The sequence below is a fragment of the Pseudomonas guangdongensis genome (genome assembly GCF_900105885.1).
Lineage (GTDB): Bacteria > Pseudomonadota > Gammaproteobacteria > Pseudomonadales > Pseudomonadaceae > Geopseudomonas > Geopseudomonas guangdongensis.
The window spans coordinates 963,117-987,288 of record NZ_LT629780.1 but is presented as its reverse complement, the minus strand read 5'-3'; the positions used below and the strand labels follow the sequence as shown (position 1 = coordinate 987,288).

General features: G+C 68.9%; 23 protein-coding genes. 9 read left to right on the top strand and 14 right to left on the bottom strand.

Going from position 1 to position 24,172, the window contains the following annotated elements; genetic code table 11:
* Positions 1–71 precede the first annotated feature (71 nt).
* From BLU22_RS04725 to BLU22_RS04715, 3 genes are all read right to left on the bottom strand, one after another.
* Positions 72–1,994: an FAD-dependent monooxygenase gene (locus BLU22_RS04725; protein ID WP_090212525.1), complete on the bottom strand. Its 1,923-nt coding sequence runs from the start codon at positions 1,992–1,994 to the stop codon at positions 72–74.
* Between the two features lie 160 nt (positions 1,995–2,154).
* Positions 2,155–4,233 (bottom strand): ATP-dependent DNA helicase RecG, encoded by a 2,079-nt coding sequence (recG, locus tag BLU22_RS04720; protein ID WP_090212524.1) that lies wholly within the window; start codon positions 4,231–4,233, stop codon positions 2,155–2,157.
* A complete protein-coding gene (locus BLU22_RS04715; RefSeq protein WP_090212522.1) occupies positions 4,230–5,165 on the bottom strand; it encodes a hydrogen peroxide-inducible genes activator in 936 nt (311 codons plus the stop codon). Before BLU22_RS04715 ends, recG begins: the two co-directional genes overlap by 4 nt.
* Positions 5,166–5,359: 194 nt before the next feature.
* Between BLU22_RS04715 and BLU22_RS04710 the strand changes: the two genes are divergently transcribed.
* Entirely contained in the window at positions 5,360–6,211 is an 852-nt protein-coding gene (locus BLU22_RS04710) for an NAD-dependent epimerase/dehydratase family protein (protein WP_090212521.1), read from the top strand.
* A gap of 102 nt (positions 6,212–6,313) precedes the next feature.
* Here BLU22_RS04710 and BLU22_RS04705 read toward each other — a convergent pair whose 3' ends face one another.
* The 5 genes from BLU22_RS04705 to BLU22_RS04685 all read right to left on the bottom strand — a co-directional run bounded on the left by BLU22_RS04705 (position 6,314) and on the right by BLU22_RS04685 (position 10,816).
* Positions 6,314–6,697 (bottom strand): RidA family protein, encoded by a 384-nt coding sequence (locus tag BLU22_RS04705; protein WP_090212519.1) that lies wholly within the window; start codon positions 6,695–6,697, stop codon positions 6,314–6,316.
* Positions 6,698–6,761: 64 nt separating this feature from the next.
* Complete coding sequence (gene spoT / locus BLU22_RS04700) at positions 6,762–8,885, bottom strand: bifunctional GTP diphosphokinase/guanosine-3',5'-bis pyrophosphate 3'-pyrophosphohydrolase (protein ID WP_090212517.1); 2,124 nt, start codon at positions 8,883–8,885, stop codon at positions 6,762–6,764.
* A 59-nt stretch (positions 8,886–8,944) separates the two neighbouring features.
* A complete protein-coding gene (gene rpoZ / locus BLU22_RS04695; protein WP_090212515.1) occupies positions 8,945–9,208 on the bottom strand; it encodes a DNA-directed RNA polymerase subunit omega in 264 nt (87 codons plus the stop codon).
* Positions 9,209–9,309: 101 nt separating this feature from the next.
* Entirely contained in the window at positions 9,310–9,930 is a 621-nt protein-coding gene (gene gmk / locus BLU22_RS04690; protein ID WP_090212514.1) for a guanylate kinase, read from the bottom strand.
* Between the two features lie 22 nt (positions 9,931–9,952).
* Positions 9,953–10,816: a YicC/YloC family endoribonuclease gene (locus tag BLU22_RS04685; RefSeq protein ID WP_090212512.1), complete on the bottom strand. Its 864-nt coding sequence runs from the start codon at positions 10,814–10,816 to the stop codon at positions 9,953–9,955.
* Positions 10,817–11,010: 194 nt separating this feature from the next.
* Here BLU22_RS04685 and rph point away from each other — a divergent pair, with 194 nt between their 5' ends.
* Positions 11,011–11,730 carry a ribonuclease PH gene (rph, locus tag BLU22_RS04680; RefSeq protein WP_090212511.1) on the top strand — a complete coding sequence of 240 codons (720 nt, stop codon included), beginning with the start codon at positions 11,011–11,013 and terminating at the stop codon, positions 11,728–11,730.
* A 40-nt stretch (positions 11,731–11,770) separates the two neighbouring features.
* Positions 11,771–12,151, top strand: a complete 381-nt coding sequence (locus BLU22_RS04675) for a DUF4870 domain-containing protein (protein WP_090212509.1) — start codon at positions 11,771–11,773, stop codon at positions 12,149–12,151.
* Between the two features lie 51 nt (positions 12,152–12,202).
* On the opposite strand, the gene BLU22_RS04670 is transcribed toward BLU22_RS04675, so the two are convergent.
* On the bottom strand, positions 12,203–12,982 hold the full coding sequence (locus BLU22_RS04670; RefSeq protein WP_090212507.1) for an exodeoxyribonuclease III: 780 nt from the start codon (positions 12,980–12,982) through the stop codon (positions 12,203–12,205).
* A gap of 70 nt (positions 12,983–13,052) precedes the next feature.
* Between BLU22_RS04670 and pyrE the strand changes: the two genes are divergently transcribed.
* Both pyrE and BLU22_RS04660 read left to right on the top strand, forming a co-directional pair.
* Positions 13,053–13,694 (top strand): orotate phosphoribosyltransferase, encoded by a 642-nt coding sequence (gene pyrE / locus BLU22_RS04665; RefSeq protein ID WP_090212505.1) that lies wholly within the window; start codon positions 13,053–13,055, stop codon positions 13,692–13,694.
* A gap of 194 nt (positions 13,695–13,888) precedes the next feature.
* On the top strand, positions 13,889–15,367 hold the full coding sequence (locus BLU22_RS04660) for a DUF3360 family protein (RefSeq protein WP_090212504.1): 1,479 nt from the start codon (positions 13,889–13,891) through the stop codon (positions 15,365–15,367).
* Positions 15,368–15,428: 61 nt separating this feature from the next.
* Here BLU22_RS04660 and argB read toward each other — a convergent pair whose 3' ends face one another.
* The 4 genes from argB to coaBC are packed head-to-tail and all read right to left on the bottom strand — an operon-like array spanning position 15,429 to position 19,461.
* The gene (gene argB / locus BLU22_RS04655; RefSeq protein ID WP_090212502.1) at positions 15,429–16,331 is read right to left on the bottom strand and encodes an acetylglutamate kinase; all 903 of its coding nucleotides are present in this window, start codon (positions 16,329–16,331) and stop codon (positions 15,429–15,431) included.
* Positions 16,332–16,346: 15 nt separating this feature from the next.
* Positions 16,347–17,732 carry a phosphomannomutase/phosphoglucomutase gene (locus BLU22_RS04650; RefSeq protein WP_090212501.1) on the bottom strand — a complete coding sequence of 462 codons (1,386 nt, stop codon included), beginning with the start codon at positions 17,730–17,732 and terminating at the stop codon, positions 16,347–16,349.
* A gap of 58 nt (positions 17,733–17,790) precedes the next feature.
* Positions 17,791–18,246 (bottom strand): dUTP diphosphatase, encoded by a 456-nt coding sequence (gene dut / locus BLU22_RS04645; RefSeq protein WP_090212499.1) that lies wholly within the window; start codon positions 18,244–18,246, stop codon positions 17,791–17,793.
* A 6-nt stretch (positions 18,247–18,252) separates the two neighbouring features.
* Positions 18,253–19,461: a bifunctional phosphopantothenoylcysteine decarboxylase/phosphopantothenate--cysteine ligase CoaBC gene (gene coaBC, locus BLU22_RS04640; protein WP_090212498.1), complete on the bottom strand. Its 1,209-nt coding sequence runs from the start codon at positions 19,459–19,461 to the stop codon at positions 18,253–18,255.
* Positions 19,462–19,647: 186 nt separating this feature from the next.
* On the opposite strand from coaBC, the gene radC reads away from it, so the two are divergent.
* The 3 genes from radC to rpmG all read left to right on the top strand — a co-directional run bounded on the left by radC (position 19,648) and on the right by rpmG (position 20,945).
* Positions 19,648–20,322 carry a RadC family protein gene (gene radC, locus BLU22_RS04635; RefSeq protein ID WP_090212496.1) on the top strand — a complete coding sequence of 225 codons (675 nt, stop codon included), beginning with the start codon at positions 19,648–19,650 and terminating at the stop codon, positions 20,320–20,322.
* 219 nt (positions 20,323–20,541) lie between these two features.
* Complete coding sequence (gene rpmB / locus BLU22_RS04630) at positions 20,542–20,778, top strand: 50S ribosomal protein L28 (RefSeq protein WP_090212494.1); 237 nt, start codon at positions 20,542–20,544, stop codon at positions 20,776–20,778.
* 11 nt (positions 20,779–20,789) lie between these two features.
* Positions 20,790–20,945 carry a 50S ribosomal protein L33 gene (gene rpmG, locus BLU22_RS04625; RefSeq protein WP_090212492.1) on the top strand — a complete coding sequence of 52 codons (156 nt, stop codon included), beginning with the start codon at positions 20,790–20,792 and terminating at the stop codon, positions 20,943–20,945.
* 65 nt (positions 20,946–21,010) lie between these two features.
* On the opposite strand, the gene BLU22_RS04620 is transcribed toward rpmG, so the two are convergent.
* Positions 21,011–22,333: an aspartate aminotransferase family protein gene (locus tag BLU22_RS04620; RefSeq protein ID WP_090212491.1), complete on the bottom strand. Its 1,323-nt coding sequence runs from the start codon at positions 22,331–22,333 to the stop codon at positions 21,011–21,013.
* 276 nt (positions 22,334–22,609) lie between these two features.
* Between BLU22_RS04620 and BLU22_RS04615 the strand changes: the two genes are divergently transcribed.
* A complete protein-coding gene (locus BLU22_RS04615; protein WP_090212489.1) occupies positions 22,610–24,103 on the top strand; it encodes an aldehyde dehydrogenase in 1,494 nt (497 codons plus the stop codon).
* Positions 24,104–24,172: the final 69 nt, after the last annotated feature.

Sequence of the window (24,172 nt, the reverse complement as noted above, 5' to 3'; positions counted from 1 at the left end):
ATCCCTGCTCCCATCTGCGCCACAGCCCGCATGCAGCGGGCTGTGGCGTTCTTCCGGGAGCGTGTGCCGCTCTACTTCAGCATGAACCCGGCGAAGAACCGGCTCAGCTCGGCGTGGGCATCCAGCGGCAGGAGGGTGGCGATGTGCTGGTCCGGGCGCACCACCACCATGCAGCCCTTGTTGCGGTCGATGCCGCGCTGGGCGAACACGTCGTGCGCCGCGCTGGTCTGGAAGACCTTCTCGTAGTCGCGCAGGCCGAATCTGCCCTTGGCCGGCCAGAGAAAGTCCGGCAGGTTCTCGATGCTCAGGTCCTGCTGCTGGAACACCGCGTAGACGTCGATCACCGCGTCGACGTCCGCGCCGGCCGGGGTGTACTGGCGCACCGGCGAGCTGGCGTCGTGGGCGAGGAAGTCGACCAGCCGGGCCGCTTGGGAGGCCGGCTCCAGCGGGCCGGGCGCGTCGGCGAAGATGAACACGCGCCAGCGGCCATCGGCCTTGTTCAGGTGCCCCAGATGCACCGGGCAGCCATCCGCCACGCGCACGGCCTGGGCGGAATGGAAGCGCTGGCCGATCGGGAAGCCGCTCGCCAGCGCCTGGTGCTCGTGCCCCGTGCACAGCCAGGACTCGTCGTAGCCGATCGAGGTGCCGGCGATGAAGCCGTTCTGCCGGGCGATGAATTTCTCGATCTCGGCGGTGCTGGTCTTCGCCGCGGTGGCGTCCTTGTTGGCACGGGTGGCGACCAGCGCCGACATCTCGCGGTCGGCGTTGATCAGCATGAAGGCCACCTTGCGCCGCTCGGCGGCGTAGGTCTGCAGCAGTTTCGGCTGCGCCTTGCCCTGCAGCACCGCCGCCAGCTTCCAGCCCAGGTTGAAGGTGTCCGGCAGCGAGGTGTTCAGGCCCCAGCCGCCTTTCGGGCTGTGGGTATGGCAGGCATCGCCGGCGACGAAGGCGCGCGGAATCAGCTTGTCCGGATTGCCCGCCGGGGTGTCGTCGAAGCGCTCGGCCACGCGCTGGCCGACTTCGTAGATGGACCACCAGGCGACTTCCTTCACCTCCACCCGGTACGGACTCATGATCAGCTGGGCCTTGGCGATGACGTCGTCGACGCTCATGTTCAGCTGCGAAGCGCGCTGCTCCTTGCCCAGCAGGTCGAGTTCGACATACAGGCGCACCAGATAGCCGCCCTCGCGCGGCACCAGCATCACCGCGCCGTGGTCCTTCGACTGGATGAAGCTCTTGACCCGGATGTCCGGGAAGTCGGTGGCCAGCAGCACGTCCATCACGCCCCAGGCCTTGTTGGCCGAGTCGCCCTGCAGCTCGATGCCGAGGTTCTTGCGCACCGCGCTGCGGGCGCCGTCGCAGCCGACCACGTAGCGGGCCTTGAGGGTTTCGACCCTGCCCGACTGGCCGGCATCGTTGCGCTCGAAGGTCGCGGTGATCGGATAGGCGTCCAGGTCCTGGCTCAGGCTCTGGTCAACGCTCAGTGCCAGCAGGCGGCGGCTGTAGTGCGGCACCAGGTGGGTGACCGAATGCGCCATGCCGTCGAGCAGGATGTCGTGCAGGCGCGCCTGGTTCACCACGCAGTGGGTGAACTCGGACAGCCCCAGGCGCGCATCCGCCACCTTGTGGGTGCGCTTGATGTGCTGCGGATTCTGCGCATCCGGCTCCCAGAAGGCGTTCTGGTGCAGCTGGTAGGCTTCCTTCTCCAGCAGGGCGCTGCTGTTGAAGGCCTCCATGATTTCCATGGTGCGGCAGGAAATACCATCCGCCTGGCCGAACAGCATGGGCCCGGCCTTCTGCTCGACGATGCAGGTCCTGATGTCGGCAAAGTCCGCCAGCTGGCGCGCCAGCGCCAGACCCGCCGGGCCGCAGCCGACGATCAGCACATCCACCTCCTGCGGCAGATCGACCATCGGCGGCGGCGAGGCAGGCACCCGCGCTTCGTCGCGAACCTGGTAGTTGCCGGGCTTGAAGCCGTTCAGATGGTATTGCATGAGCAGAATCCTCTTGTCGTTATTGTCGACTGAGCGTTACGTCAGGACACCATTACGCCGTTTGTTCGACATCGAAAAGCAGATTACGTCGACAAGAGAAACCGTCCTGTCCCCTGAAAAGGGGGACAGGACCGGATCGCCGGCTCATGCGCGGCTTCGATCACACCTGCCCGTATTGCTGCCCATGCCGGAGCCAGCGTTCGAGCAGCGGGCTGACGTGCTGCGGCCAGCGTTCGAGCAGTTGCTGCGCGGCTTCGCGGGCGGCGGGGAGGAGGTCGGCGTCGCGCATCAGGTCGGCGACCTTGAACTGCAACAGGCCGGTCTGGCGGGTGCCGAGCATCTCGCCGGGGCCGCGCAGTTCCAGGTCCTTTTCGGCGATGACGAAGCCGTCGCCGGTTTCGCGCATGATCGCCAGGCGCTCGCGGCCCATCCAGGAGAGTGGCGCGTGGTAGAGCAGCACGCAGTGGCTGACCGCGCTGCCCCGTCCGACCCGGCCGCGCAGCTGGTGCAGCTGGGAGAGGCCGAGGCGTTCGGGGTTCTCGATGATCATCAGGCTGGCGTTGGGCACGTCGACGCCGACCTCGATCACCGTGGTGGCGACCAGCAGCTGCAGCTCGGCGGCCTTGAACTGCTCCATCACCGCGGCCTTCTCCGCCGGCTTCATGCGCCCGTGGATCAGCCCGACGCGCAGCTCGCCGAGGGCCAGCGAGAGTTCCTCGAAGGTGCTCTGCGCGGCCTGGCAGGTCAGCTCCTCGGATTCCTCGATCAGCGTGCACACCCAGTAGGCCTGGCGGCCTTCGGCGCAGGCGGCGCGGACCCGCTCGATCACTTCCGGGCGGCGGCTGTCGGCGATCACCAGGGTGGTCACCGGGGTGCGGCCGGGCGGCAGTTCGTCGAGGATCGAGGTGTCGAGGTCGGCGTAGGCGCTCATCGCCAGGGTGCGAGGGATCGGTGTGGCGGTCATGATCAGCTGGTGTGGACAAAGGCGGCCGTCGACGCCCTTCTGGCGCAGCGCTAGGCGCTGCTGCACGCCGAAGCGGTGCTGCTCGTCGATGATCGCCAGGGCCAGGTTGCGGAACCGCACCTCGTCCTGGAACAGCGCGTGGGTGCCGACCACCATGGGCGCCCCGGCGGCGATGCGTTCCAGTGCGCCGGCGCGCGCCTTGCCCTTGAGCTTGCCGGCCAGCCAGGCGACCTCGATGCCCAGCGGCGCGAGCCACTTGCCGAAGTTGAGGAAGTGCTGCTCGGCGAGGATCTCGGTGGGCGCCATCAGCGCCACCTGGTAGCCGGCCTCGATGGCCTGCAGCGCGGCCAGCGCGGCGACCACGGTCTTGCCGGCGCCGACGTCGCCCTGCACCAGGCGCAGCATCGGCGCCGGCTGCTGCAGGTCCCAGGCGATCTCCGCGGCGACCCGCTGCTGGGCGCCGGTGGGGGCGAAGCCCAAGCCCTTGAGGAACTGCGCCGGCAGGCGCGTGGCCTTGGCCAGCGGCGGCGCCTGCTGGGCGCGCACGCTCTCGCGCAGGCGTTGCAGGGACAGCTGGTGGGTCAGCAGTTCCTCGAAGGCCAGGCGGTGCTGGGCCCAGTGGCGGCCTTCGGCGAGTTCTTCGAGGTCGGCGTCCGGCGGCGGGCGGTGCAGGTAGCGGATCGCGTCGGCCAGCGGCGCCAGGCGGTGGCGGCGGGCCAGTTCGGCGGGCAGCCAGTCCGGCAGGCTGCGCCCGTCGAGGGCGCGCAGGGCCTGTTCGCTGAGAGCACGCAGGCGCTGCTGGGTGAGCCCTTCGGTGCTCGGATAGATCGGCGTGAGGTTCTGCTCGACCTGCCCGGACGGTTCGTCGGCGCCGAGCGCGCGGTATTCCGGGTGGTAGATCTCCAGGCCGGTGGCGCCGGGGCGTACCTCGCCGTAGCAGCGCAGGCTGGTGCCGCGCTTGAGGGCGTCCTTCTGCGCCTGGCTGAAGTGGAAGAAGCGCAGGCTGAGGGTGCCGGTGGCGTCCTGCAGGCGCACCAGCAGGCTGCGCCGGCGGCCGAGGACGATGTCGGCGCCGCTGACCACGCCTTCCACCACCGCATCGCCGCCGGGGCGCAGGGCGCCGATGGGGGTGACGCGGGTGCGGTCCTGGTAGCGCAGCGGCAGGTGGAACAGCACGTCCTGCAGGGTTTCCAGGCCGACCCTGGCGAGTTTCTCGGCGAGCGCCGGACCCACGCCCTTGAGCGTGGTGACGGCGACCTGCGCCAGGTCGCTCATGCCGGTTGCAGCGGCTCCGCGCCTTGCGGCCGGGCCACCGAGCAGAGGCGGATGGAGTCGGCCAGCACCTCGATGGCCTTGGGCCGCGGGAAGCTGGCGCGCCAGGCGATGGCCACGGTGCGGTGCGGCACCGGCGGGTTGAGCGGGCGCACCTCGATCACCCCGGGGGCGTAGTGGTGGCTGTTCACCGCGGTGAACGGCAGCACCGAGACTCCGAGGCCGGAGGCGACCATGTGGCGGATGGTTTCCAGCGAGCTGGATTCGACCGTGGTGTGCGGGTGCGCCTCGCCGCCCTTGCGGCTGCTCGGGCAGGCTTCCAGCACCTGGTCGCGGAAGCAGTGGCCCTCGCCGAGCAGCAGCAGGCTCTTGTCGTTGAGCATCGAGCTGTCGACGCTGGTCAGCGCGGTCCACGGGTGGTCGGCGGGCATCAGCACGTAGAACGGCTCGTCGTAGAGCGGCTTGGTCAGCACGTCGGCCTCGTGGAACGGCAGCGCGACGATGATCGCGTCCAGCTCGCCGGTGCGCAGCTTGTCGCGCAGCACGTGGGTGAAGTTTTCCTCGATGTACAGCGGCATGTCCGGGGCGACTCGGTGCAGTTGCGGGATCAGGTGCGGGAACAGGTAGGGGCCGACGGTGTAGATGGCGCCGACCTTGAGCGGCGCGGCCAGCTGGTTCTTGCCGGCCTGGGCCAGCTCGCGGATGCCCTGGGCTTGCTCCAGCACCTTCTGCGCCTGGGCGACGATGCCCTCGCCGACCGGGGTCAGACGCACCGCGCTCTTGCTGCGCTCGAAGATCAGCACGCCCAGCTCGTCCTCGAGCTTCTTCACGCCCACCGACAGGGTCGGCTGGCTGACGTGGCAGCGCTCGGCGGCGCGGCCGAAGTGCTGTTCCTGGGCCAGGGTGACGATGTAGCGCAGTTCCGTGAGTGTCATAGGCAAATTCCATCAAGGCTTGCGCAAGCATAGCTGTTGCTCGCTGTATAACCAACCATGCCGAATGGCCCGGTCGGGGCTGCCCGGCCCGCTGGCAACGGGCCTCTGGGCGGTGCGCCGGGCTTGCCAGGCGGGCGTGCGGCGCCGAAGCTGGGCGGCGGGTATCCGGGTTCATCGACGAGGGGAACAAGAACATGGCGCACACAGTGCTGATCGCCGGTTGCGGCGATATCGGCGGCCGTCTGGGCGGTCTGTTGGCGGCGGCGGGCTGGACGGTGTACGGCCTGCGCCGCAACGTCGCGGCGCTGCCGGCGGGGTTGCGGCCGGTGGCGGCGGATCTCGGCCAGCCGGCTTGCCCGGCCGGCTGGCCGGCGCAGGCGCCGGAGACGCTGGTCTACTGCGCGACGCCCGACGGACGCGACGAGGCGGCCTATCGCGCCGCCTACGTCGACGGCCTGCGCCACCTGCTCGGCTGGCTGGAGCAGCGCGGGCAGCGGCCGCGGCGCCTGCTGCTGGTGTCCAGCACCGGGGTCTACGGCCAGCAGGACGGCGAGTGGGTCGACGAGGCCTCGCCCTGCCAGCCGGACAGCTTCAGCGGGCGCATCCTTCTGGAGGCCGAGGCGCTGGCGCTGGGCAGCGGCCTGCCGGCGACGGTGGTGCGCCTGGCCGGGATCTACGGGCCGGGCCGCGAGTGGCTGCTCAACCAGGTGCGGGACGGTTACCGCCCGGCCAGCGTGCCGCCGCTGTACGGCAACCGCATCCATGCCGACGATGCGGCGGCGCTGCTGGCCTGCCTGCTGCAGGCCGAGGTGCGCGGCGTGGCGCTGGCGGACTGCTACCTGGGCGTCGATGATGCCCCGGCGCCGCTGGCCGAGGTGGTCGACTGGCTGCGCGGGCGGCTGGGTGTGGTGCAGGAGAGCGCGCCGAGCGGCGTGCGGCGTGGCGGCAGCAAGCGCTGTCGCAATGCGCGGGCGCGGGCGCTGGGCTGGGTGCCGCGCTATCCCGACTACCGGGCCGGCTATGCGGCGCTGCTGGGGCAGGAGTAGGGAGGCGGCAGGCGCTGTAACGGCGAGGTCGGGGGGCGGGGTGTGCGGGCGCGGCGTGCCCGCTGTTGCCCCCGCGCGGCATGGCGCGCAGGGGCGGCGGCCTCAGCCGAGGACCAGGATGCCGTCCATTTCCACCTGGGCGCCGCGCGGCAGGGAAGCGACGCCGATGGCTGCGCGGGCCGGGTAGGGCTGCTGGAAGTAGCGGCCCATCACCTCGTTGACGGTGGCGAAGTTGCCCAGGTCGGTGAGGAAGATGTTCAGCTTGACGATGTCGGCCAGCGAGCCGCCGGCGGCCTCGCAGACTGCCTTGAGGTTCTCGAACACCTGCACGGCTTCGGCCTCGAAACCGCCCTCGACCATCTGCATGGTGGCCGGCACCAGGGGAATCTGCCCGGACAGGTAGACGGTGTTGCCGGCCTTGATGGCCTGGGAGTAGGTGCCGATGGCGGCCGGGGCCTGCTCGGTGCTGATCACGCTCTTGCTCATGGGAACTCCTTGCGGTCGGGAAGGCGCGGCGCGCGGAACGGGCGCGCGCCGCGCAGGAACGGTGTCAGGAACGCACGCGGGTGATGCGCAGCACGCCGCTGATGGTGCGCAGGCGCTTGATGACCCGTGCCAGGTGGATGCGGTCGTGGACGCTGACCACCAGCTGCACCACGCTGGTGCGGCCGTCGCGTTCGTCCATGCCGATCTTCTCGATGTTGCCATCGGCGCTGGCCACCGCGCCGGCGAGCAGGGCGATCAGGCCGCGCTGGTGCTCCAGCTCGACGCGCAGCTCGACGTTGAACTCGCCGGAGACGTCCTTGGCCCAGGACAGCGGGATGCACTTGTCCGGGGTATCGCGCAGTTCGCTGATGTTGCGGCAGGTATCGAGGTGGACGACCATGCCCTTGCCGGCCGACAGGTGGCCGACGATGGGGTCGCCGGGAATCGGCGTGCAGCACTTGGCGTAGCTGATCACCAGGCCCTCGGTGCCACGGATCGCCAGCGGGCCGTCGTGGCCGGGCGCTGCCTCGTCGGCGGCGGCGGCGAGGCTGTCGCTGAGCAGGCGGCGGGCGATCACGTAGGCCATGCGGTTGCCGAGGCCGATGTCTTCGAGCAGGTCGTCGCGGCTGGCCAGCTGGTATTCGGCCAGCACGGCGGCCAGGCGCTCGGCGGGGATCTGTTCGAGGTGGCTGTCGAAGCCGGCCAGCGCCTTGTTGAGCAGGCGCTCGCCGAGGCTCACCGACTCCGAGCGGCGCTGCTGCTTGAGGGAATGGCGGATGGTGGTGCGCGCCTTGCCGGTGACCACGAAGTTCAGCCAGCTGGGGTTGGGCCGCGCCGCCGGGGCGGTGACGATTTCCACGGTCTGGCCGCTCTGCAGCGGCTCGGACAGCGGCGCCAGGCGGCGGTTGATGCGGCAGGCGATGCAGCTGTTGCCGACGTCGGTATGCACCGCGTAGGCGAAGTCGACCGCCGTGGAGCCCTTGGGCAGCTCCATGATGCGGCCCTTGGGGGTGAAGATGTAGACCTCGTCGGGGAACAGGTCGATCTTCACGTTCTCGATGAATTCCAGCGAGTTGCCGGCGCGCTGCTGCAGCTCCAGCACGCCCTTGATCCACTGGCGCGCGCGGGCATGGGTGCTGCGCGGGGTTTCCTCGTCGCTGGACTTGTACAGCCAGTGCGCGGCGATGCCGTGGTTGGCCATCTCCTCCATCTCGCGGGTGCGGATCTGGATCTCGATGGGCACGCCGTGCATGCCGAACAGGGTGGTGTGCAGCGACTGGTAGCCGTTGGCCTTGGGGATCGCGATGTAGTCCTTGAAGCGGCCGGGGATCGGCTTGTACAGGCTGTGCACGGCGCCGAGCACGCGGTAGCAGGTGTCGACCTTGTCGACCACGATGCGAAAGGCGTAGACGTCCATGATTTCGGCGAACGCCCGGCGCTTGCCGCGCATCTTCTCGTAGATGCTGTAGAGGTGCTTCTCGCGGCCGGTGACCTCGCCCTCCAGATGCTCGCGGGCCAGGCAGTTGGCCAGCGACTCCTGGATCTTGCCGACGATCTCGCGGCGGTTGCCGCGGGCCTTCTTCACCGCGCGCTTGATGCGCTCGGCGCGCATCGGGTGCATGGCCTTGAAGCCGAGATCCTCGAACTCGGCGAACACGCTGTGCATCCCCAGGCGGTTGGCGATCGGCGCGTAGATCTCCAGGGTTTCCTTGGCGATGCGTCGGCGCTTCTCGCCGGAGAGCACCTCCAGGGTGCGCATGTTGTGCAGGCGGTCGGCGAGCTTGACCAGGATCACCCGGATGTCGCGGGCCATGGCCATGGCCATCTTCTGGAAGTTCTCGGCCTGCGCCTCGGCCTTGGTCTGGAAGTCCATCTGGGTCAGCTTGCTGACCCCGTCGACCAGTTCGGCGACGGTCTCGCCGAACTGCGCGACCAGGGCTTCCTTGGGAATCCCGGTGTCCTCGATGACGTCGTGGAGCATCGCGGCCATCAGGCTCTGATGGTCCATGTGCATGTCGGCGAGGATGTTGGCCACCGCCAGCGGATGGGTGACGTAGGCCTCGCCGCTGCGTCGGCGCTGGCCATCGTGGGCCTGTTCGGCGTAGTAGTAGGCGCGCCGGACCAGGTTGACCTGATCCGGGCCGAGATAGCGGCTGATGCGGTCGGCGAAGGCGTCTATGCTGGGCATGGCATCACTCCAGACCGGGCTGTGCCGGCTCTTCGGGCGCGCGACGTCGACCCGGCAATTCAGATCGTCTCGCTGTTGTCTTCCTCGAACGCGGCGAACAGCGGCTCGTCTTCGACCAGCTCCTCCTGTTGCACCACGTCATTGTCGACCAGGCCTTCGGCGATTTCACGCAGGGCGACGACGGTCGGCTTGTCGTTGTCCCAGGCCACTTTCGGCTCCTTGCCGCCGGTCGCCAGCTGGCGGGAGCGCTTGCTGGCCAGCATGACCAGTTCGAAGCGGTTATCGACGTTTTCCAGGCAGTCTTCAACGGTGACGCGGGCCATGGTGTTCCTCGCAGATAAAACGACAAGTGCCCGGCAAGCCGAGCGGATTGGTTAGTCTAAAAAATCGCCAATGGTTAGGGAAGAGCCGATTGCATCGGCCCTCACCCCAGCAGGCGCTCCAGCAGTCCGGCGTGGCGCTGCTGCTGGGCCTGCTGGCCGAGCTGGCGGGCGCGGAAGATCGCCTTGAGGTCTTCCAGGGCATGGCTGAACTGGTCGTTGATCACCACGTAGTCGTATTCGATGTAGTGGCTCATCTCGCTGACCGCCTCGCGCATGCGTCCCTCGATGATCTCGTCGCTGTCCTGGCCGCGATTGTTCAGGCGCTGGCGCAGCGCCTCCTGGGAGGGCGGCAGGATGAAGATCGACTGCGCGTGGGGCATCAGTCGGCGCACCTGCTGGGCGCCCTGCCAGTCGATTTCCAGGATCAGGTCGAAACCCTCGGCGAGGGTGCGCTCGACCCAGTGCTGCGAGGTGCCGTAGAAGTTGCCGAATACCTCGGCGTGTTCGAGGAAGGCACCCTGTTCGAGCATGGCGAGGAAGTCCTCGCGGCCGACGAAGTGGTAGTTGACCCCGTCCACCTCGCCCGGGCGCATGGCGCGGGTGGTGTGCGAGACCGATACGCGGATCTGCTCGTTGCTGTCGAGCAGGGCCTTGACCAGGCTGGTCTTGCCGGCGCCGGAGGGCGCGGAAACGATGTAGAGGGTGCCGGGAGCGGCGCTCATGCGAAGTTCTGTCACGACGGGATCACTCGATGTTCTGCACTTGTTCGCGCATCTGTTCGATCAGCACCTTGAGGTTGACCGCGGCCTGGGTCGAGCGCGGGTCGAAGGCCTTGGAGCCGAGGGTGTTGGCCTCGCGGTTGAGTTCCTGCATCAGGAAGTCGAGGCGCCGGCCGGCGGCGCCGCCGGCCTTGAGCACGCGGCGCACTTCCTGCACATGGGTGCTCAGACGATCCAGCTCCTCGGCGACGTCACTCTTCTGCGCCAGCAGGACCATTTCCTGCTCCAGACGCTGGGGGTCGAGTTCGGCGCGGAATTCGGCGAAGCGGGTTTCGATTTTCTGTCGCTGGGCGGCGAGCATCTGCGGCACCAGCTCGCGCAAGCTGGCGACTTCGGCGTCGATCGCGTCCAGGCGTTCGCCGAGCAGCGCGGCCAGCGCGGCGCCTTCGCGGGCGCGGCCGTGGCGCAGCTCGCCCAGGGCCTGCTCGAACAGCGCCAGCGCGGCGGCGTTGAGCGCCTGCGGGTCGGCGGCATCGCCGGCCAGCACGCCCGGCCAGGCCAGCACCTCCAGCGGATCGAGCGGCGCCGGCTGCTGGATCAGCGCGGCCACCGCCTCGGCGGCGGCCACCACCTGAGCGGCGCGTTCGCGGTCGATGCTCAGCGACTGGCCGCGGGTTTCCTCGGCAAAGCGCAGGGTGCATTCCACCTTGCCGCGCGCCAGAGCCTGGCGCAGCGCGTCGCGCACCGCGCCTTCGAGGTCGCGGAAGGCGTCCGGCAGGCGCAGGTGCGGCTCCAGATAGCGGTGATTGACCGAGCGCAGCTCCCAGCTCAGGGTGCCGTGCGGCCCGGCGCTCTCGCAGCGGGCGAAGGCGGTCATGCTGTGTACCATGGGGCGGTCCTCGCGATGGATATGGCGGTTGGCGCCCGCGGACGCCGTGCAGGCCGCGCAGTTTACCCCACTCGCCGGTGCCAGTCGCGCCGCCCGCCGGTCGCCGGCCACTGCGCCGCACGGCGCGGTGGTTCGCCTCGCGCTGGCGCCACTATAATGGGCGTCGACTTCCAGACTCAGACAGGATTGCCCCGATGAATCGTCCCAGCGGCCGCGCCGCCGATCAGATGCGCCCGATCCGCATCACCCGCCACTACACCAAGCATGCCGAGGGCTCGGTGCTGGTGGAGTTCGGCGACACCAAGGTGATCTGCACGGTGAGCGCCGAAGCCGGCGTGCCGCGCTTCCTCAAGGGCCAGGGGCAGGGCTGGCTGACCGCCGAGTACGGCATGCTGCCGCGCGCCACCGGCTCGCGCACCCAGCGCGAGGCGACCCGCGGCAAGCAGGGCGGGCGCACCCTGGAGATCCAGCGGCTGATCGGCCGTTCGCTGCGCGCCGCGCTGGACCTGTCCAAGCTCGGCGAGTACACCCTGTACATCGACTGCGACGTGATCCAGGCCGACGGCGGCACCCGCACCGCCTCGATCACCGGCGCCACCGTGGCGCTGATCGACGCCCTGGCGGCGCTGAAGAAGCGCGGCGCGCTGAAGCAGAATCCGCTCAAGCAGCTGGTCGCCGCGGTATCGGTGGGCATGTACCAGGGCGAGCCGGTGCTCGACCTCGACTACTTGGAAGACTCCGCCGCCGGCACCGACCTCAACGTGGTGATGACCGACGCCGGCGGCTTCATCGAGGTGCAGGGCACCGCCGAGGGCACGCCGTTCCAGCCCGAGGAACTCAACGCCATGCTGGCCCTGGCGCGCAAGGGCATCGACGAGCTGTTCGAGCTGCAGCGCGCGGCCCTCGACAACTGACGGCGCGCGGCCGGGTGCCCGGTCGCGCCGGGAGGTAGCGATGAGCGACACGCAACTGCCGGAGCTGCCCGGCGGCGGTCCGGGTGCCGAGGCGCGCAAGTGGGCGATGCTCTGCCACTACGCGGCCTTCGCCTGGTTCCTCGCGCCGATGATCGGCAACGTGGTCGGTCCGCTGGTGGTCTGGCAGCTCAAGCGCGACAGTGATCCCTACGTCGATGCCCAGGGCAAGGAGGCGCTGAATTTCCAGATCACCCTGACCCTGGCGCTGCTGGTCTGCACCCTGCTGCTCAAGGTGCTGATCGGCTTTCCGCTGATCGCCCTGATCAGCGTGGTCGGGCTGGTGCTGACGGTGATCGGCGGGATCAAGGCCAACGAGGGCAAGCCCTGGCGCTATCCCTTCTGCCTGCGTCCGCTCAAGTAGCGGCCACGAAAAAGCCGACCCTGGGGTCGGCTTTTTCGTATGGCGTGCGGCTCAGATGCTCAGCGTCCAGTCGTAGTCGACGATCAGCGGCGCGTGCTGGGAGAAACGCGGCTGGCGCGGCAGCTGGGCGCTGCGCACGAAGCGGCGCAGTCCCGGGCTGAGCAGCTGGTAGTCGAAGCGGAAGCCGAGGTTGAGCAGCTGGGCCTGCTCGGTGTCCGGCCACCAGCTGTACTGGTCGCCTTCGCGGCTGACTTCGCGCAGGGCGTCGACGTAGCCGAGATTGCCCAGCACCTCATCCATCCAGGCCCGCTCGGGGGCGAGGAAGCCGGGCATCTGCTGGCAGTCGCGCCAGTTCTTCACGTCCAGCTTCTGGTGCGCCACATGCAGCGAGCCGCAATAGATGTGCTCGCGGCGCTTGCGGCGCTGCTTGGTCAGATAGCTGGTGAAGTCGTCCATGAACTTGAACTTGGCGTTCAGGTCCTCGTCGCCCTTCTGCCCGCTGGGCATCAGCAGGCTGGCGATGCTGACCTTGTCGAAGTCGGCCTGCAGGTAGCGTCCGTAGCGGTCGGCCTGCTCGAAGCCGAGACCGAAGATGATCGCCTTGGGCTGCAGGCGCGAGTAGATCGCCACCCCGCCCTGGCTGGGCACCTCGGCATCCACGGCGTACATGCTGTAGCCGTCCAGCTGCCAGGCCGGGTCTTCCATGTCGTAGCACGAGGCGCGGGTATCCTGCAGGCAGATCACGTCGGCGTTCTGGGTCTGCAACCAGCCGAGCAGGCCACGCTCGACGGCGTCCTGCATACCGTTCACGTTTACACTGACAATCCGCATAAATGGCCCCTGAAAAAAGCAGTGTGTATGATACCCGAACTTCGGCTTTTTTTGCTAAATCGGGTATCCCATGCAGGCATATCAACGCGAATTCATCCGTTTCGCCATCGAGCGCGGCGTGCTGCGCTTCGGCGAGTTCACCCTCAAGTCCGGACGCACCAGTCCGTACTTCTTCAACGCCGGGCTGTTCAACAGCGGTCTGGCGCTGGCGCAGCTCGGCCGCTTCTACGCCGAGGCAGTGCAGGCCAGCGGTCTGGACTTCGACGTGCTGTTCGGCCCGGCCTACAAGGGCATCCCGCTGGTCAGCGCCACCGCCGTGGCCCTCGCCGAGCAGCACGGTCGCGATCTGCCCTGGTGCTTCAACCGCAAGGAGGCCAAGGAGCACGGCGAGGGCGGCACCCTGGTGGGTGCGCCGCTGGTCGGAAAGGCCCTGATCGTCGACGACGTGATCACCGCCGGCACGGCGATCCGCGAGGTGATGCAGATCATCCAGGCGCAGGGCGCCCAGGCGGCCGGTGTGCTGATCGCGCTGAACCGCGAGGAGCGCGGCCAGGGCGAGCTGTCGGCGATCCAGGAAGTCGAGCGCGACTATGGTATACCCGTGGTGAGCATTGTCTCGCTCAGCCAAGTGCTGGATTATCTCGCCCAGGATCAGGAGCTGAAACGCCACCTGCCGGCAGTGGAAGCCTATCGCGCGCAATACGGTATCTGAGCGGCGATATTGTCCGGGCCATATAACAACTATTAAAAAGATTATTTTTCTGAATTGGCATTCCAGTTCGAGGCCTGCCAGACGCTCATGCCAGACATGGGCGTCCCATATCATAAGAATAATAGCGATTAATCAGGGCGAAGCGGCTACGGCCGCCGTTCGCCTTTAATCCTAACTTTTAAGTAGTTGAAGATATGAGTGACAATAATCAAAAGAACTACCGTGAGCTACATAAGCCAAGAACAGCCTTCGCCTCGCGGGAAGAATATCTCGAACACGAACTGAGCATCATGGCGCCGCGGCGCTGGGGCATCAATCTGCCGCTGCGCGATTACCGCTTCGAGCTGGAGGACTGGGTGCCGGCGATGGCCGCGACCATCGGCAAGATCGTCATGGTCGCCGCGGTGGTAGCCGCCTTCGCCGCGCCCCTGGGGCTGTCCAGCGAGTTCGTCATCGAGAACGCCCGCTACGAGATGCTGATCGCCGCGATCCTCTTCGTGGTGCTGTTCTCCGGTTTCCTCAACCCCAACGCCAACCTCGCCGGCACCCACGGCCCGCTGATTCCGCTGATTCCGCTGATCGTCGCCTCCGGCGGCCACCCGATGGCGCTGGGTATCATGGTCGGTGTGCTGGGCTTCGCCCTGGGGATGCTCAAGGGCGGCAGCCTGCTGGCGCGGCTGACCAGCGACGGGGTGTGCGGCGGTCTGCTGCTCTATCTGGGCTTCATCGGCGTGACCTCGCAGATCAAGAGCCTGTTCGCCTGGGCCGACGGTTTCGACATGGGGTATCTGGCCTTCGTGATCGTCTTCGCCACCATCGTCATGTACGCCTACCTCGAACACATCCGCATGCGCTGGCTGGCGATTCCGCTCGGCGCGATCATGGCCGCGGTAATTGCCTTCGCGCTCGGCGCGCCCTTCGAATTCAGCACCGAGCCGGGTATTCCCAATCTGAATCCGGCTTACTGGTGGGGTGAAAATACCGGCTGGCAGCTGGGCCTGCCCGAATTGCACCACTTCATCGCCGTGGCGCCTTTCGCGGTATTGGCGGTGGCCATGTGGTCGCCGGACTTTCTCGGTCACCGGATCTTCCAGGAGCTGAACTATCCGCCCAAGGCCAAGAAAGTGCTGATGAACATCGACGACACCATGTGCATCGCCGCGGCGCGCCAGGTGGTCGGTACCGCGCTGGGCGGCGGCAACCTGACGTCCTCCTGGGGCACCTACATGGTTCCGGCGGCCATCGCCAAGCGGCCGATCCCGGCCGGCGCGCTGCTCACCGGCCTGCTCTGCGTGGTCGCCGCGATCTGGGGCTACCCGATGGACCTGGCGATCTGGCCGCCGGTGCTCAGCGTGGCGCTGCTGGTCGGCGTGTACCTGCCGCTGCTGGAAGCCGGCATGCAGATGACCCGCGAGGGCAAGACCTCGCAGTCCGCGGCCATCGTGATCTTCTCCTCGGCGCTGGTGAATCCGGTGTTCGGCTGGTCGCTGACCATGCTGCTGGACAACCTCGGCATCATCGGCGACAAGGCGCGCGGCCAGAGCCTGAGCCGGCGCGACCGCTGGGTCATCCCGGGCATCACCTTCCTGATCCTCTGCGGGGTGATGGCCGCCATCGGCATGTTCCCGGGCATTCCGGCGCTGCTGGAATCGTTCCGCAGCCTGGCGAACTGAGGTCCGCCGGCGACACGAAAAAGGGGAGCCCGCGGGCTCCCCTTTTTTCATGACCGCCGGCTCACTGCTGAGCGTTGGTGATCAGCGTGCCGACGCCGCTGTCGGTGAAGATCTCCAGCAGCACCGCGTTGGGCACCCGGCCGTCGACGATGTGCGCGCTGTGCACGCCCCCCTGCACTGCTTCCAGGGCGCAGCGGATCTTCGGCAGCATGCCGCCGTAGATGGTGCCGTCGGCGATCAGGCCGTCGACCTGGGCGGTGGACAGCCCGGTCAGCACCTGGCCCTGCTTGTCGAGCAGGCCGGCGGTGTTGGTCAGCAGCATCAGCTTCTCGCACTTGAGCGCCTCGGCCACCTTGCCGGCCACCAGATCGGCGTTGATGTTGTAGGACTCGCCGTTCTCGCCGACGCCGATCGGCGCGATCACCGGGATGAAGTCGCCGGCCACCAGCATGTTGAGCAGCTCGACGTTGACCGACACCACCTCGCCGACGTGGCCGATGTCGATGATTTCCGGCTGGGTCATCTCCGGGGTCTGGCGGCTGACCTTGAGCTTCTTCGCCTTGATCAGCCCGGCGTCCTTGCCGGTCAGGCCGATGGCGCTGCCGCCGTGCTGGTTGATCAGGTTGACGATGTCCTTGTTGACCTGGCCGCCGAGGACCATTTCCACCACGTCCATGGTCTGCGCGTCGGTGACGCGCATGCCGTCGATGAAGTGGCTTTCGATCGACAGGCGCTTGAGCAGGTCGCCGATCTGCGGGCCGCCGCCGTGGACCACCACCGGGTTGATGCCGACCGCCTTCATCAGCACGATGTCGCGGGCGAAGCTGGTCTTCAGCTCGTCGCTTTCCATGGCGTTGCCGCCGTACTTGACCACCAGGGTCTTGCCGCTGAAGCGGCGGATGTAGGGCAGGGCCTCGGCGAGGACCTGGGCCACCTGGGCGGCGGCGTCACGATTGAGAGGCATGCTGGGCTCCAGTTGTCAGAAGGGCAGTTCCAGATCGGCGGCCACGGCCTTGAGCTGGTCGTGGAAGACCTGCTGGATCTGCGAAAGTTGCTCGGCGCTGTCGGCCTCGAAGCGCAGCACCAGCACCGGGGTGGTGTTGGAGGCGCGCACCAGGCCCCAGCCGTAGGGGTAGTCGACGCGCACGCCGTCGAGGGTGAACAGGCTGGCCTCGCCCCACTGGGCGTCGCGCTGCAGGGCCTCGATCAGGGCGAACTTGCGCTCGTCGCCGACGCTGATGTTGATTTCCGGAGTGGACAGCGCCACCGGGAAGTCGGCGAACACCGCCGCGGCGCTGCGGCCGTCGAGGCTGAGGATTTCCAGCAGGCGCGCGGCGCTGTAGATGCCGTCGTCGAAGCCGTACCAGCGCTCCTTGAAGAAGATGTGCCCGCTCATCTCGCCGGCCAGCAGGGCGCCGGTTTCCTTCATCTTCGCCTTGATCAGCGAGTGGCCGGTCTTCCACATCAGCGGCCGGCCGCCCTGGGCGGCGATCACTCCGGCCAGGCCGCGGGTGCACTTGACGTCGTAGATGATCTCGGCGCCGGGGTTGCGGCCCAGCACGTCGCGGGCGAACAGCATCAGCAGGCGGTCGGGGTAGATCATCTCGCCCGTGTTGGTCACCACGCCGACGCGGTCGCCGTCGCCGTCGAAGGCCAGGCCGAGGTCGGCGCCGGTCTCGGCGACCTTGGCGATCAGGTCCCTGAGGTTCTCCGGCTTGCCCGGATCGGGGTGGTGGTTGGGGAAGGTGCCGTCCACTTCGCAGAACAGCGGGATCACCTCGCAGCCCAGCGCCTCGATCAGCTCGGGGGCGTTGACTCCGGCCACGCCGTTGCCGCAGTCGACCACCACCTTGAGCCGGCGCTCGACCTTCAGGTCGCCGAGGATGCGCGCGCGGTAGGCGTCGAGGATCCCGGCCTGGCGGCACTGGCCGGCGCCGCTGCTCAGCTCGCCGTCCTGCAGGCGCCGGTAGAGGCGCTGGATGCGTTCGCCGGACAGGGTCTCGCCGGCGATCATGATCTTGAAGCCGTTGTAGTCCGGCGGGTTGTGGCTGCCGGTGACCATCACCCCGCTGCGCGGGCCGAGGGTGTTGGCGGCGAAGTACAGCACCGGGGTCGGCACCATGCCGACGTCGGTGACGTCGCAGCCGGCCTCGCACAGACCGCGGATCAGGCTGCTGGCCAGTTCCGGGCCGGACAGCCGGCCGTCGCGGCCGACCACCACGCCCGGCTCGCCGCAGGCGAGGCTTTCCGCGCCGATGGCGCGGCCGATCCAGTAAGCGGTGTCGGCGGTCAGGCTGTCGCCGACCACGCCGCGGATGTCGTAGGCGCGGAAGATTCCGGCCGGCAGCTGGGGTGCAGAAGTCATGTGCGGATGAGGCTCCGTGCGCAGGTTCGGGGATGGCGGCGCTACCGCCGGGATCGGATCAGTGCTGGCCGCTGTGGCCGAAGCCGCCAGTGCCGCGGGTGCTGCCGTCGAAGGACTCGACCAGCTCGAAACGCGCCTGCACCACCGGCACCAGCACCAGCTGGGCGATGCGCTCGCCGACGCCGATGGTGAAGGCGCTCTGGCCGCGGTTCCAGCAGGAGACCATCAGCTCGCCCTGGTAGTCGGAGTCGATCAGCCCGACCAGGTTGCCGAGCACGATGCCGTGTTTGTGGCCGAGGCCCGAGCGCGGCAGGATCAGCGCGGCGAGGTTGGGGTCGGCGACGTGGATGGCCAGGCCGGTGGGGATCAGCACGGTCTGCCCGGGCTCCAGGGTCAGGTCGGCCTGCAGCAGGGCGCGCAGGTCGAGGCCGGCGGAGCCGGGGGTGGCGTACTCGGGCAGCGGGAAGTCGCGGCCGAGGCGCGGGTCGAGAATCTTGGCTTGCAGTGCGTGCATCGGAAATCAGCTCTGGTGGTAGCGGGCGGCGATGAAGGCGATCAGCTGGCGGGCGATCTGTCCCTTGCTGGCCTGTTCGAAACGGGTGGCCTGCAGGGCGCGGTCGATCACGCTGACCGCGTTGTCCTCGCTGTTGAAGCCGATCTGCGGGTTGGCCACGTCGTTGGCGACGATCAGGTCGAGGTTCTTGCTCTTGAGCTTGCGCGCGGCGTAGTCGAGCAGGTGTTCGGTCTCGGCGGCGAAGCCGACGCTGAACGGCCGGTCGGCGCGCGCGGCCAGGGTGGCGAGGATGTCCGGGTTGCGCACCAGGCGCAGGGTCAGGCCGTCGTCGCTGCCCGGGTCCTTCTTCATCTTCTGGCTGGCGACCGCCTCGGGGCGGTAGTCGGCCACCGCCGCGGCGGCGATCAGGATGTCGCAGGGCATGGCGCCCTCGCAGGCGGCGAGCATGTCGCGGGCGCTGACCACGTCGATGCGCGCGACCCGCTGCGGGGTCGGCAGGTGCACCGGGCCGCTGACCAGGGTCACCGCCGCGCCGGCCTCGGCGGCCGCCTCGGCGAGGGCGAAGCCCATCTTGCCCGAGCTGTGGTTGCTGACGTAGCGCACCGGGTCGATCGCCTCGCGGGTCGGCCCGGCGGTGATCAGCACCCGGCGACCGGTGAGCAGGCCGCGCTCGAAGCAGTCGGCGGCGCGCTGGGCCAGTTCGTCGGCTTCGAGCATGCGTCCCGGGCCGCTGTCGCCGCAGGCCTGGCTGCCGGCGCCGGGGCCGAACAGGCGCATGCCGCGACCGGCGAGGCGCTCGGCGTTGGCCTGGGTGGCCGGATCGCGCCACATCGCCTGGTTCATCGCCGGGGCCAGCGCCACCGGGGCGTCGCTGGCCAGCACCAGGGTGGTCAGGAGGTCGTCGGCCAGGCCCTGGGCCAGGCGCGCCATCAGGTCGGCGGTGGCCGGGGCGACGAGGATCAGGTCGGCCCAGCGGGCCAGCTCGATATGGCCCATGGCCGCCTCGGCGGCCGGGTCGAGCAGGTCGTTGAACACCGGGTGGCCGGACAGCGCCTGCAGGGTCAGCGGGGTGATGAATTCGCGGGCGGCGCGGGTCATCACCACGCGCACCTCGGCGCCCTGGTCGCGCAGGCGGCGGATCAGTTCGGCGCTCTTGTAGGCGGCGATGCCGCCGCCGACTCCCAGGACGATGCGTTTACGCTGCAGCCGCTGCATGAACCTGCCTTGTTTCGAGGAAGTGGGGGATGGATGACGCGCGGCGTGAGGCGGGTCACGGCCTGCGCCGCCGGGTCGCGGAATCGGCCGCTAAGATAGCACAGCGCACCGGCGCCCCGCAGGGGGCGCACGGCGGCGCCACGGCCGTGGTCGCGGCCGTTTGCGACACCGACAGGGAGGGGCAAGATGAGCATTCGCGACTGGCCGGCCGAGGAGCGGCCGCGGGAAAAACTGCTGGCTCGCGGCGCGGCGGCGCTCAGCGACGCCGAGCTGCTGGCGATCTTTCTGCGCACCGGGGTGACCGGCTGCAGCGCGGTGGACCTGGCCCGCCGTCTGCTGGTCGAGTTCGGTGGCCTGCGCCAGCTGCTGGAGGCCGAACTGGGCGAATTCAGCGCCCATCTGGGCCTCGGCCCGGCCAAGTATGCGCAGCTGCAGGCGGTGCTGGAAATGGGCCGTCGCCACCTGGCCGCGCGCATCCAGCGCGATTCGGCGCTGGAGAGCCCGCAGGCGGTGCGCGACTACCTCAAGGCGCGGCTGCGCCACGAGCCCCACGAACTGTTCGCCTGCCTGTTCCTCGACACCCGCCACCGCGTGCTGGCCTTCGAGGTGCTGTTCCACGGCTCCATCGATGGCGCCAGCGTCTACCCGCGCCAGGTGGTCAAGCGCGCCCTGGCGCACAACGCCGCGGCGCTGATCCTCACCCACAACCATCCCTCCGGGGTCGCCGAGCCCAGCCAGGCCGACCGCCAGCTGACTGCCAGGCTCAAGGAAGCGCTGGCGCTGGTCGAGGTGCGGGTGCTGGATCATTTCGTGATCGGCGACGGCGAGCCGGTTTCGCTCGCCGAATACGGCTGGATCTGAGATGCTGCGCGGCCTGCGGCGCGGTTGCGCCGACGGTCGGGAGCGGCAAGCGTGCCTTGCGAGTGCAGGGGCTTTCTGCTATAAAACGGCGCTCTTTTCTGGGGCCCGGCCTTTCAGCCCGCTGGCATGGCTGGTAAGACCCCGATGGAAACTGAGATTCACACCGATTCAAGCGGCCAACCCATGCCGGGTTGGGCATGTGGTCAAGAGGGCTGAGGTATGTCGAGAGTCTGTCAAGTAACCGGTAAGGGTCCGGTTACCGGGAACAACATTTCCCACGCTAACAACAAAACCCGTCGTCGCTTCCTGCCGAACCTGCAGTACCATCGTTTCTGGGTCGAATCCGAGAAGCGTTTCGTGCGTCTGCGCGTATCGGCCAAGGGCATGCGCATCATCGACAAGCGCGGCATCGACGCCGTTCTGGCTGAGCTGCGTACTCGCGGCGAAAAAGTTTAAGGAGCATCATCATGCGTGACCTGATCCGTCTGGTGTCCAGTGCCGGTACCGGCCATTTCTACACCACCGACAAGAACAAGCGCACCATGCCCGGCAAGCTCGAGATCAAGAAGTTCGATCCGGTTGTCCGCAAGCATGTGATCTACAAGGAAGCCAAGATCAAGTAATTGATCCGGCCCTTGAAGAAAAACCCGCCCTCGTGGCGGGTTTTTTGTTGCCCGGGAAAACCGCCTCAGGCCACCGCGCGGATCGCCGCGGCGAGGGTTTCCAGCAGGTGGTCGATGTGCGCGCGGTCGATGGTCAGCGGCGGCGACAGCGCCAGGGTGTCACCGCTGCAGCGCACCAGCGCGCCCTGCTGGAAGCAGCGCTCGAAGATCCGGTAGCCGCGCAGCCCGGCGCCGGCCGGATCGCTGGCGAACTGCACGGCGCCGACCAGCCCGACGTTGCGGATGTCGACGATGTGCGGCAGGCCGCGCAGGTTCAGCAGCGCCTCGCCCCAGTAGTCCTCCAGCTCGATGGCGCGCTGGAACAGCCCTTCGCGCTGGTAGATGTCCAGGGTCGCCAGCGCCGCCGCGCAGGCCAGCGGGTGCCCCGAGTAGGTGTAGCCGTGGAACAGCTCGATGCCCTGCGGGCCGTCCATGAAGGCCTCGAAGATCCGCTCGTCGACGAACACCGCGCCCATCGGCACCGTGCCGTTGGTCAGCCCCTTGGCGCTGGCGAGGAGGTCCGGGGTGACGCCCCAGCGCTGCGCGGCGAAGGCCTCGCCGACCCGGCCGAAGCCGGTGATCACCTCGTCGAAGATCAGCAGGATGCCGTGCCGGCGGGTGATCTCGCGCAGGCGCTGCAGGTAGCCCAGCGGCGGCAGGATCACCCCGCCGGAGCCGCTCAGCGGCTCGACGATCACCGCGGCGATATTTTCCGCGCCGTGCAGGGTCACCAGGCGTTCCAGCTCGTCGGCGCGTTCGGCGCCGTGCAGCGGCAGGCCGCGGCTGAAGGCGTTGCGCTCGATGTCCAGGGTGTGCGGCAGGTGGTCGACGCCGGGCAGCAGGCTGGCCGAGAAGGCCTTGCGGTTGCCGCCCATGCCGCCGACCGAGATGCCGCCGAAGCCGACGCCGTGGTAGCCCAGTTCGCGGCCGATCAGCCGGGTGCGGGTGCCCTGGCCGATGGCGCGCTGGTAGGCGAGGGCGATCTTCAGCGCGGTGTCCGCCGCCTCGGAGCCGGAGTTGGTGAAGAACAGCTTGTTCAGCCCCGGCGGGGCGATGGCGGCGAGCCGGCTGGCCAGCTCGAAGGGCAGCGGGTGGCCCATCTGGAAGCTCGGCGCGTAGTCGAGCTGGCGGATCTGCCGGCTCACCGCCTCGGCGATCTCGGCGCGGCCGTGGCCGGCGTTGCAGCACCACAGGCCAGCGCAGCCGTCGAGGATCTGCCGGCCGTCGACGCTGCGGTAGAACAGCCCCTCGGCGCTTGCCAGCAGGCGCGGACTGGCCTTGAACTGGCGGTTGGCGGTGAACGGCATCCAGAAATCGTCGAGCGCGGGGAGCGTGGCTTCCATGGACATGGCGGGACCTGCGTGCGGGAGGAATCGGGCGTGGTCGGTGTTCGATATCCTGAACGATATAGCGCCGCTCCCGGCGATCTGTCAAAGATTCCGCAAGCCCGGCCGGTGCTGCCGGGCCGCTGCCGCCGCCCCGAAGGCGCCCTGCGCCGTGGCCGGCGCGTCCGGCGCCGGCGCCTCGCCGCGGTCGGGTGCGGAGGCCGGCCCGCGGCGTCGCGGCTTGCGGCCCGGCCCTCGGCGCCGCCATGATGGGCCATCACCGACAGCGGAGGATCGCCCATGAGCATGCCGAGCCGCGCCGACTGGGAACAGCGCGCGCAGAACCTGACCATCGAAGGCCGCGCCTTCGTCCATGGCGCCTATGTGCCGGCGGCGGACGGCGCGACCTTCGACTGCCTGAGCCCGATCGACGGCCGCCGGCTGGCGGCGGTGGCCAACTGTGGCGACGCCGACGCCGATGCCGCGGTGCGCGACGCCCGCGCCACCTTCGAGTCCGGGGTCTGGTCGCGGCTGGCGCCGGTGCGGCGCAAGGCGGTGCTGCAGCGCTTCGCCGAGCTGCTCGACGCGCACCGCGAGGAGCTGGCGCTGCTGGAAAGCCTCGACATGGGCAAGCCGGTGCGCGATGCCCTGAAGATCGACATGCCCTCCGCCGCGCGCTGCCTGCGCTGGTGCGCCGAGGCCGTCGACAAGCTCTACGACGAGGTGGCACCCACCGGCCCGGACGAGCTGGGCCTGGTCACCCGCGAGCCGGTCGGGGTGGTCGCCGCCATCGTGCCGTGGAACTTCCCGCTGCTGATGGCCTGCTGGAAGCTGGGCCCGGCGCTGGCCGCCGGCAATTCGGTGATCCTCAAGCCGTCGGAGAAGTCGCCGCTCACCGCGATCCGCGTCGCCCAGCTGGCGGTCGACGCCGGCCTGCCGCCCGGCGTGCTCAACGTGCTGCCCGGCTACGGCCACACCGTGGGCAAGGCGCTGGCCCTGCACATGGACGTCGACACCCTGGTGTTCACCGGCTCGACGCGCACCGCCAAGCAGCTGCTGATCTACGCCGGCGAGTCGAACCTCAAGCGGGTCTGGACGGAGGCCGGCGGCAAGAGCCCGAACATCGTCTGCGCCGACGCCCCCGACCTGCGCGCCGCGGCCCGCGCCGCCGCCGGGGCGATCTGCTTCAACCAGGGCGAGGTGTGCACCGCCGGCTCGCGCCTCTTGGTCGAGGCGTCGATCAAGGAGGCCTTCATGGCCATGCTGCTGGAGGAGATCCGCGCCTGGCAGCCGGGCCATCCGCTCGATCCGGCCACCAACGTCGGCGCGCTGGCCGACCGCCAGCAGCTCGACACCGTGCTCGGCTACATCGCGGCTGGCCACGCCGAGGGCGCTGCGCTGCGCTGCGGCGGCCGGCGGATCATGGAGGACACCGGCGGCTTCTTCGTCGAGCCGACGGTGTTCGACGGGGTGAGCAACGCGATGAGGATCGCCCGCGAGGAGATCTTCGGCCCGGTGCTCTCGGTGATCGCCTTCGACGACATCGACGAGGCGATCCGCATCGCCAACGACACCCCCTACGGGCTGGCCGCCGCGCTGTGGACCGCCGACCTGTCCAAGGCACACCGCACCGCCCGCGCCCTGCGCGCCGGCAGCGTGTGGGTCAACCAGTACGACGGCGGCGACATGACCGCGCCGTTCGGCGGCTTCAAGCAGTCGGGCAACGGCCGCGACAAGTCGCTGCACGCCTTCGACAAGTACACCGAGATCAAGGCGACCTGGATCAGGCTCTGATCCGGGGTTTCCGGCCGGCTGCGGCCGGGCAGGGCGGCCGGTCTTCCGCGAGGGGGACCGGCCGCCGCG

Coding starts and splice junctions, on each gene's coding strand:
- BLU22_RS04725 (WP_090212525.1), bottom strand. CDS start 1,994: ATGCAATACCATCTGAACGGCTTCAAGCCCGGCAACTACCAGGTTCGC.
- recG (WP_090212524.1), bottom strand. CDS start 4,233: ATGAGCGACCTGGCGCAGGTCGCCGTCACCACGCTCAAGGGCGTGGGT.
- BLU22_RS04715 (WP_090212522.1), bottom strand. CDS start 5,165: ATGACACTCACGGAACTGCGCTACATCGTCACCCTGGCCCAGGAACAG.
- BLU22_RS04710 (WP_090212521.1), top strand. CDS start 5,360: ATGGCGCACACAGTGCTGATCGCCGGTTGCGGCGATATCGGCGGCCGT.
- BLU22_RS04705 (WP_090212519.1), bottom strand. CDS start 6,697: ATGAGCAAGAGCGTGATCAGCACCGAGCAGGCCCCGGCCGCCATCGGC.
- spoT (WP_090212517.1), bottom strand. CDS start 8,885: ATGCCCAGCATAGACGCCTTCGCCGACCGCATCAGCCGCTATCTCGGC.
- rpoZ (WP_090212515.1), bottom strand. CDS start 9,208: ATGGCCCGCGTCACCGTTGAAGACTGCCTGGAAAACGTCGATAACCGC.
- gmk (WP_090212514.1), bottom strand. CDS start 9,930: ATGAGCGCCGCTCCCGGCACCCTCTACATCGTTTCCGCGCCCTCCGGC.
- BLU22_RS04685 (WP_090212512.1), bottom strand. CDS start 10,816: ATGGTACACAGCATGACCGCCTTCGCCCGCTGCGAGAGCGCCGGGCCG.
- rph (WP_090212511.1), top strand. CDS start 11,011: ATGAATCGTCCCAGCGGCCGCGCCGCCGATCAGATGCGCCCGATCCGC.
- BLU22_RS04675 (WP_090212509.1), top strand. CDS start 11,771: ATGAGCGACACGCAACTGCCGGAGCTGCCCGGCGGCGGTCCGGGTGCC.
- BLU22_RS04670 (WP_090212507.1), bottom strand. CDS start 12,982: ATGCGGATTGTCAGTGTAAACGTGAACGGTATGCAGGACGCCGTCGAG.
- pyrE (WP_090212505.1), top strand. CDS start 13,053: ATGCAGGCATATCAACGCGAATTCATCCGTTTCGCCATCGAGCGCGGC.
- BLU22_RS04660 (WP_090212504.1), top strand. CDS start 13,889: ATGAGTGACAATAATCAAAAGAACTACCGTGAGCTACATAAGCCAAGA.
- argB (WP_090212502.1), bottom strand. CDS start 16,331: ATGCCTCTCAATCGTGACGCCGCCGCCCAGGTGGCCCAGGTCCTCGCC.
- BLU22_RS04650 (WP_090212501.1), bottom strand. CDS start 17,732: ATGACTTCTGCACCCCAGCTGCCGGCCGGAATCTTCCGCGCCTACGAC.
- dut (WP_090212499.1), bottom strand. CDS start 18,246: ATGCACGCACTGCAAGCCAAGATTCTCGACCCGCGCCTCGGCCGCGAC.
- coaBC (WP_090212498.1), bottom strand. CDS start 19,461: ATGCAGCGGCTGCAGCGTAAACGCATCGTCCTGGGAGTCGGCGGCGGC.
- radC (WP_090212496.1), top strand. CDS start 19,648: ATGAGCATTCGCGACTGGCCGGCCGAGGAGCGGCCGCGGGAAAAACTG.
- rpmB (WP_090212494.1), top strand. CDS start 20,542: ATGTCGAGAGTCTGTCAAGTAACCGGTAAGGGTCCGGTTACCGGGAAC.
- rpmG (WP_090212492.1), top strand. CDS start 20,790: ATGCGTGACCTGATCCGTCTGGTGTCCAGTGCCGGTACCGGCCATTTC.
- BLU22_RS04620 (WP_090212491.1), bottom strand. CDS start 22,333: ATGTCCATGGAAGCCACGCTCCCCGCGCTCGACGATTTCTGGATGCCG.
- BLU22_RS04615 (WP_090212489.1), top strand. CDS start 22,610: ATGAGCATGCCGAGCCGCGCCGACTGGGAACAGCGCGCGCAGAACCTG.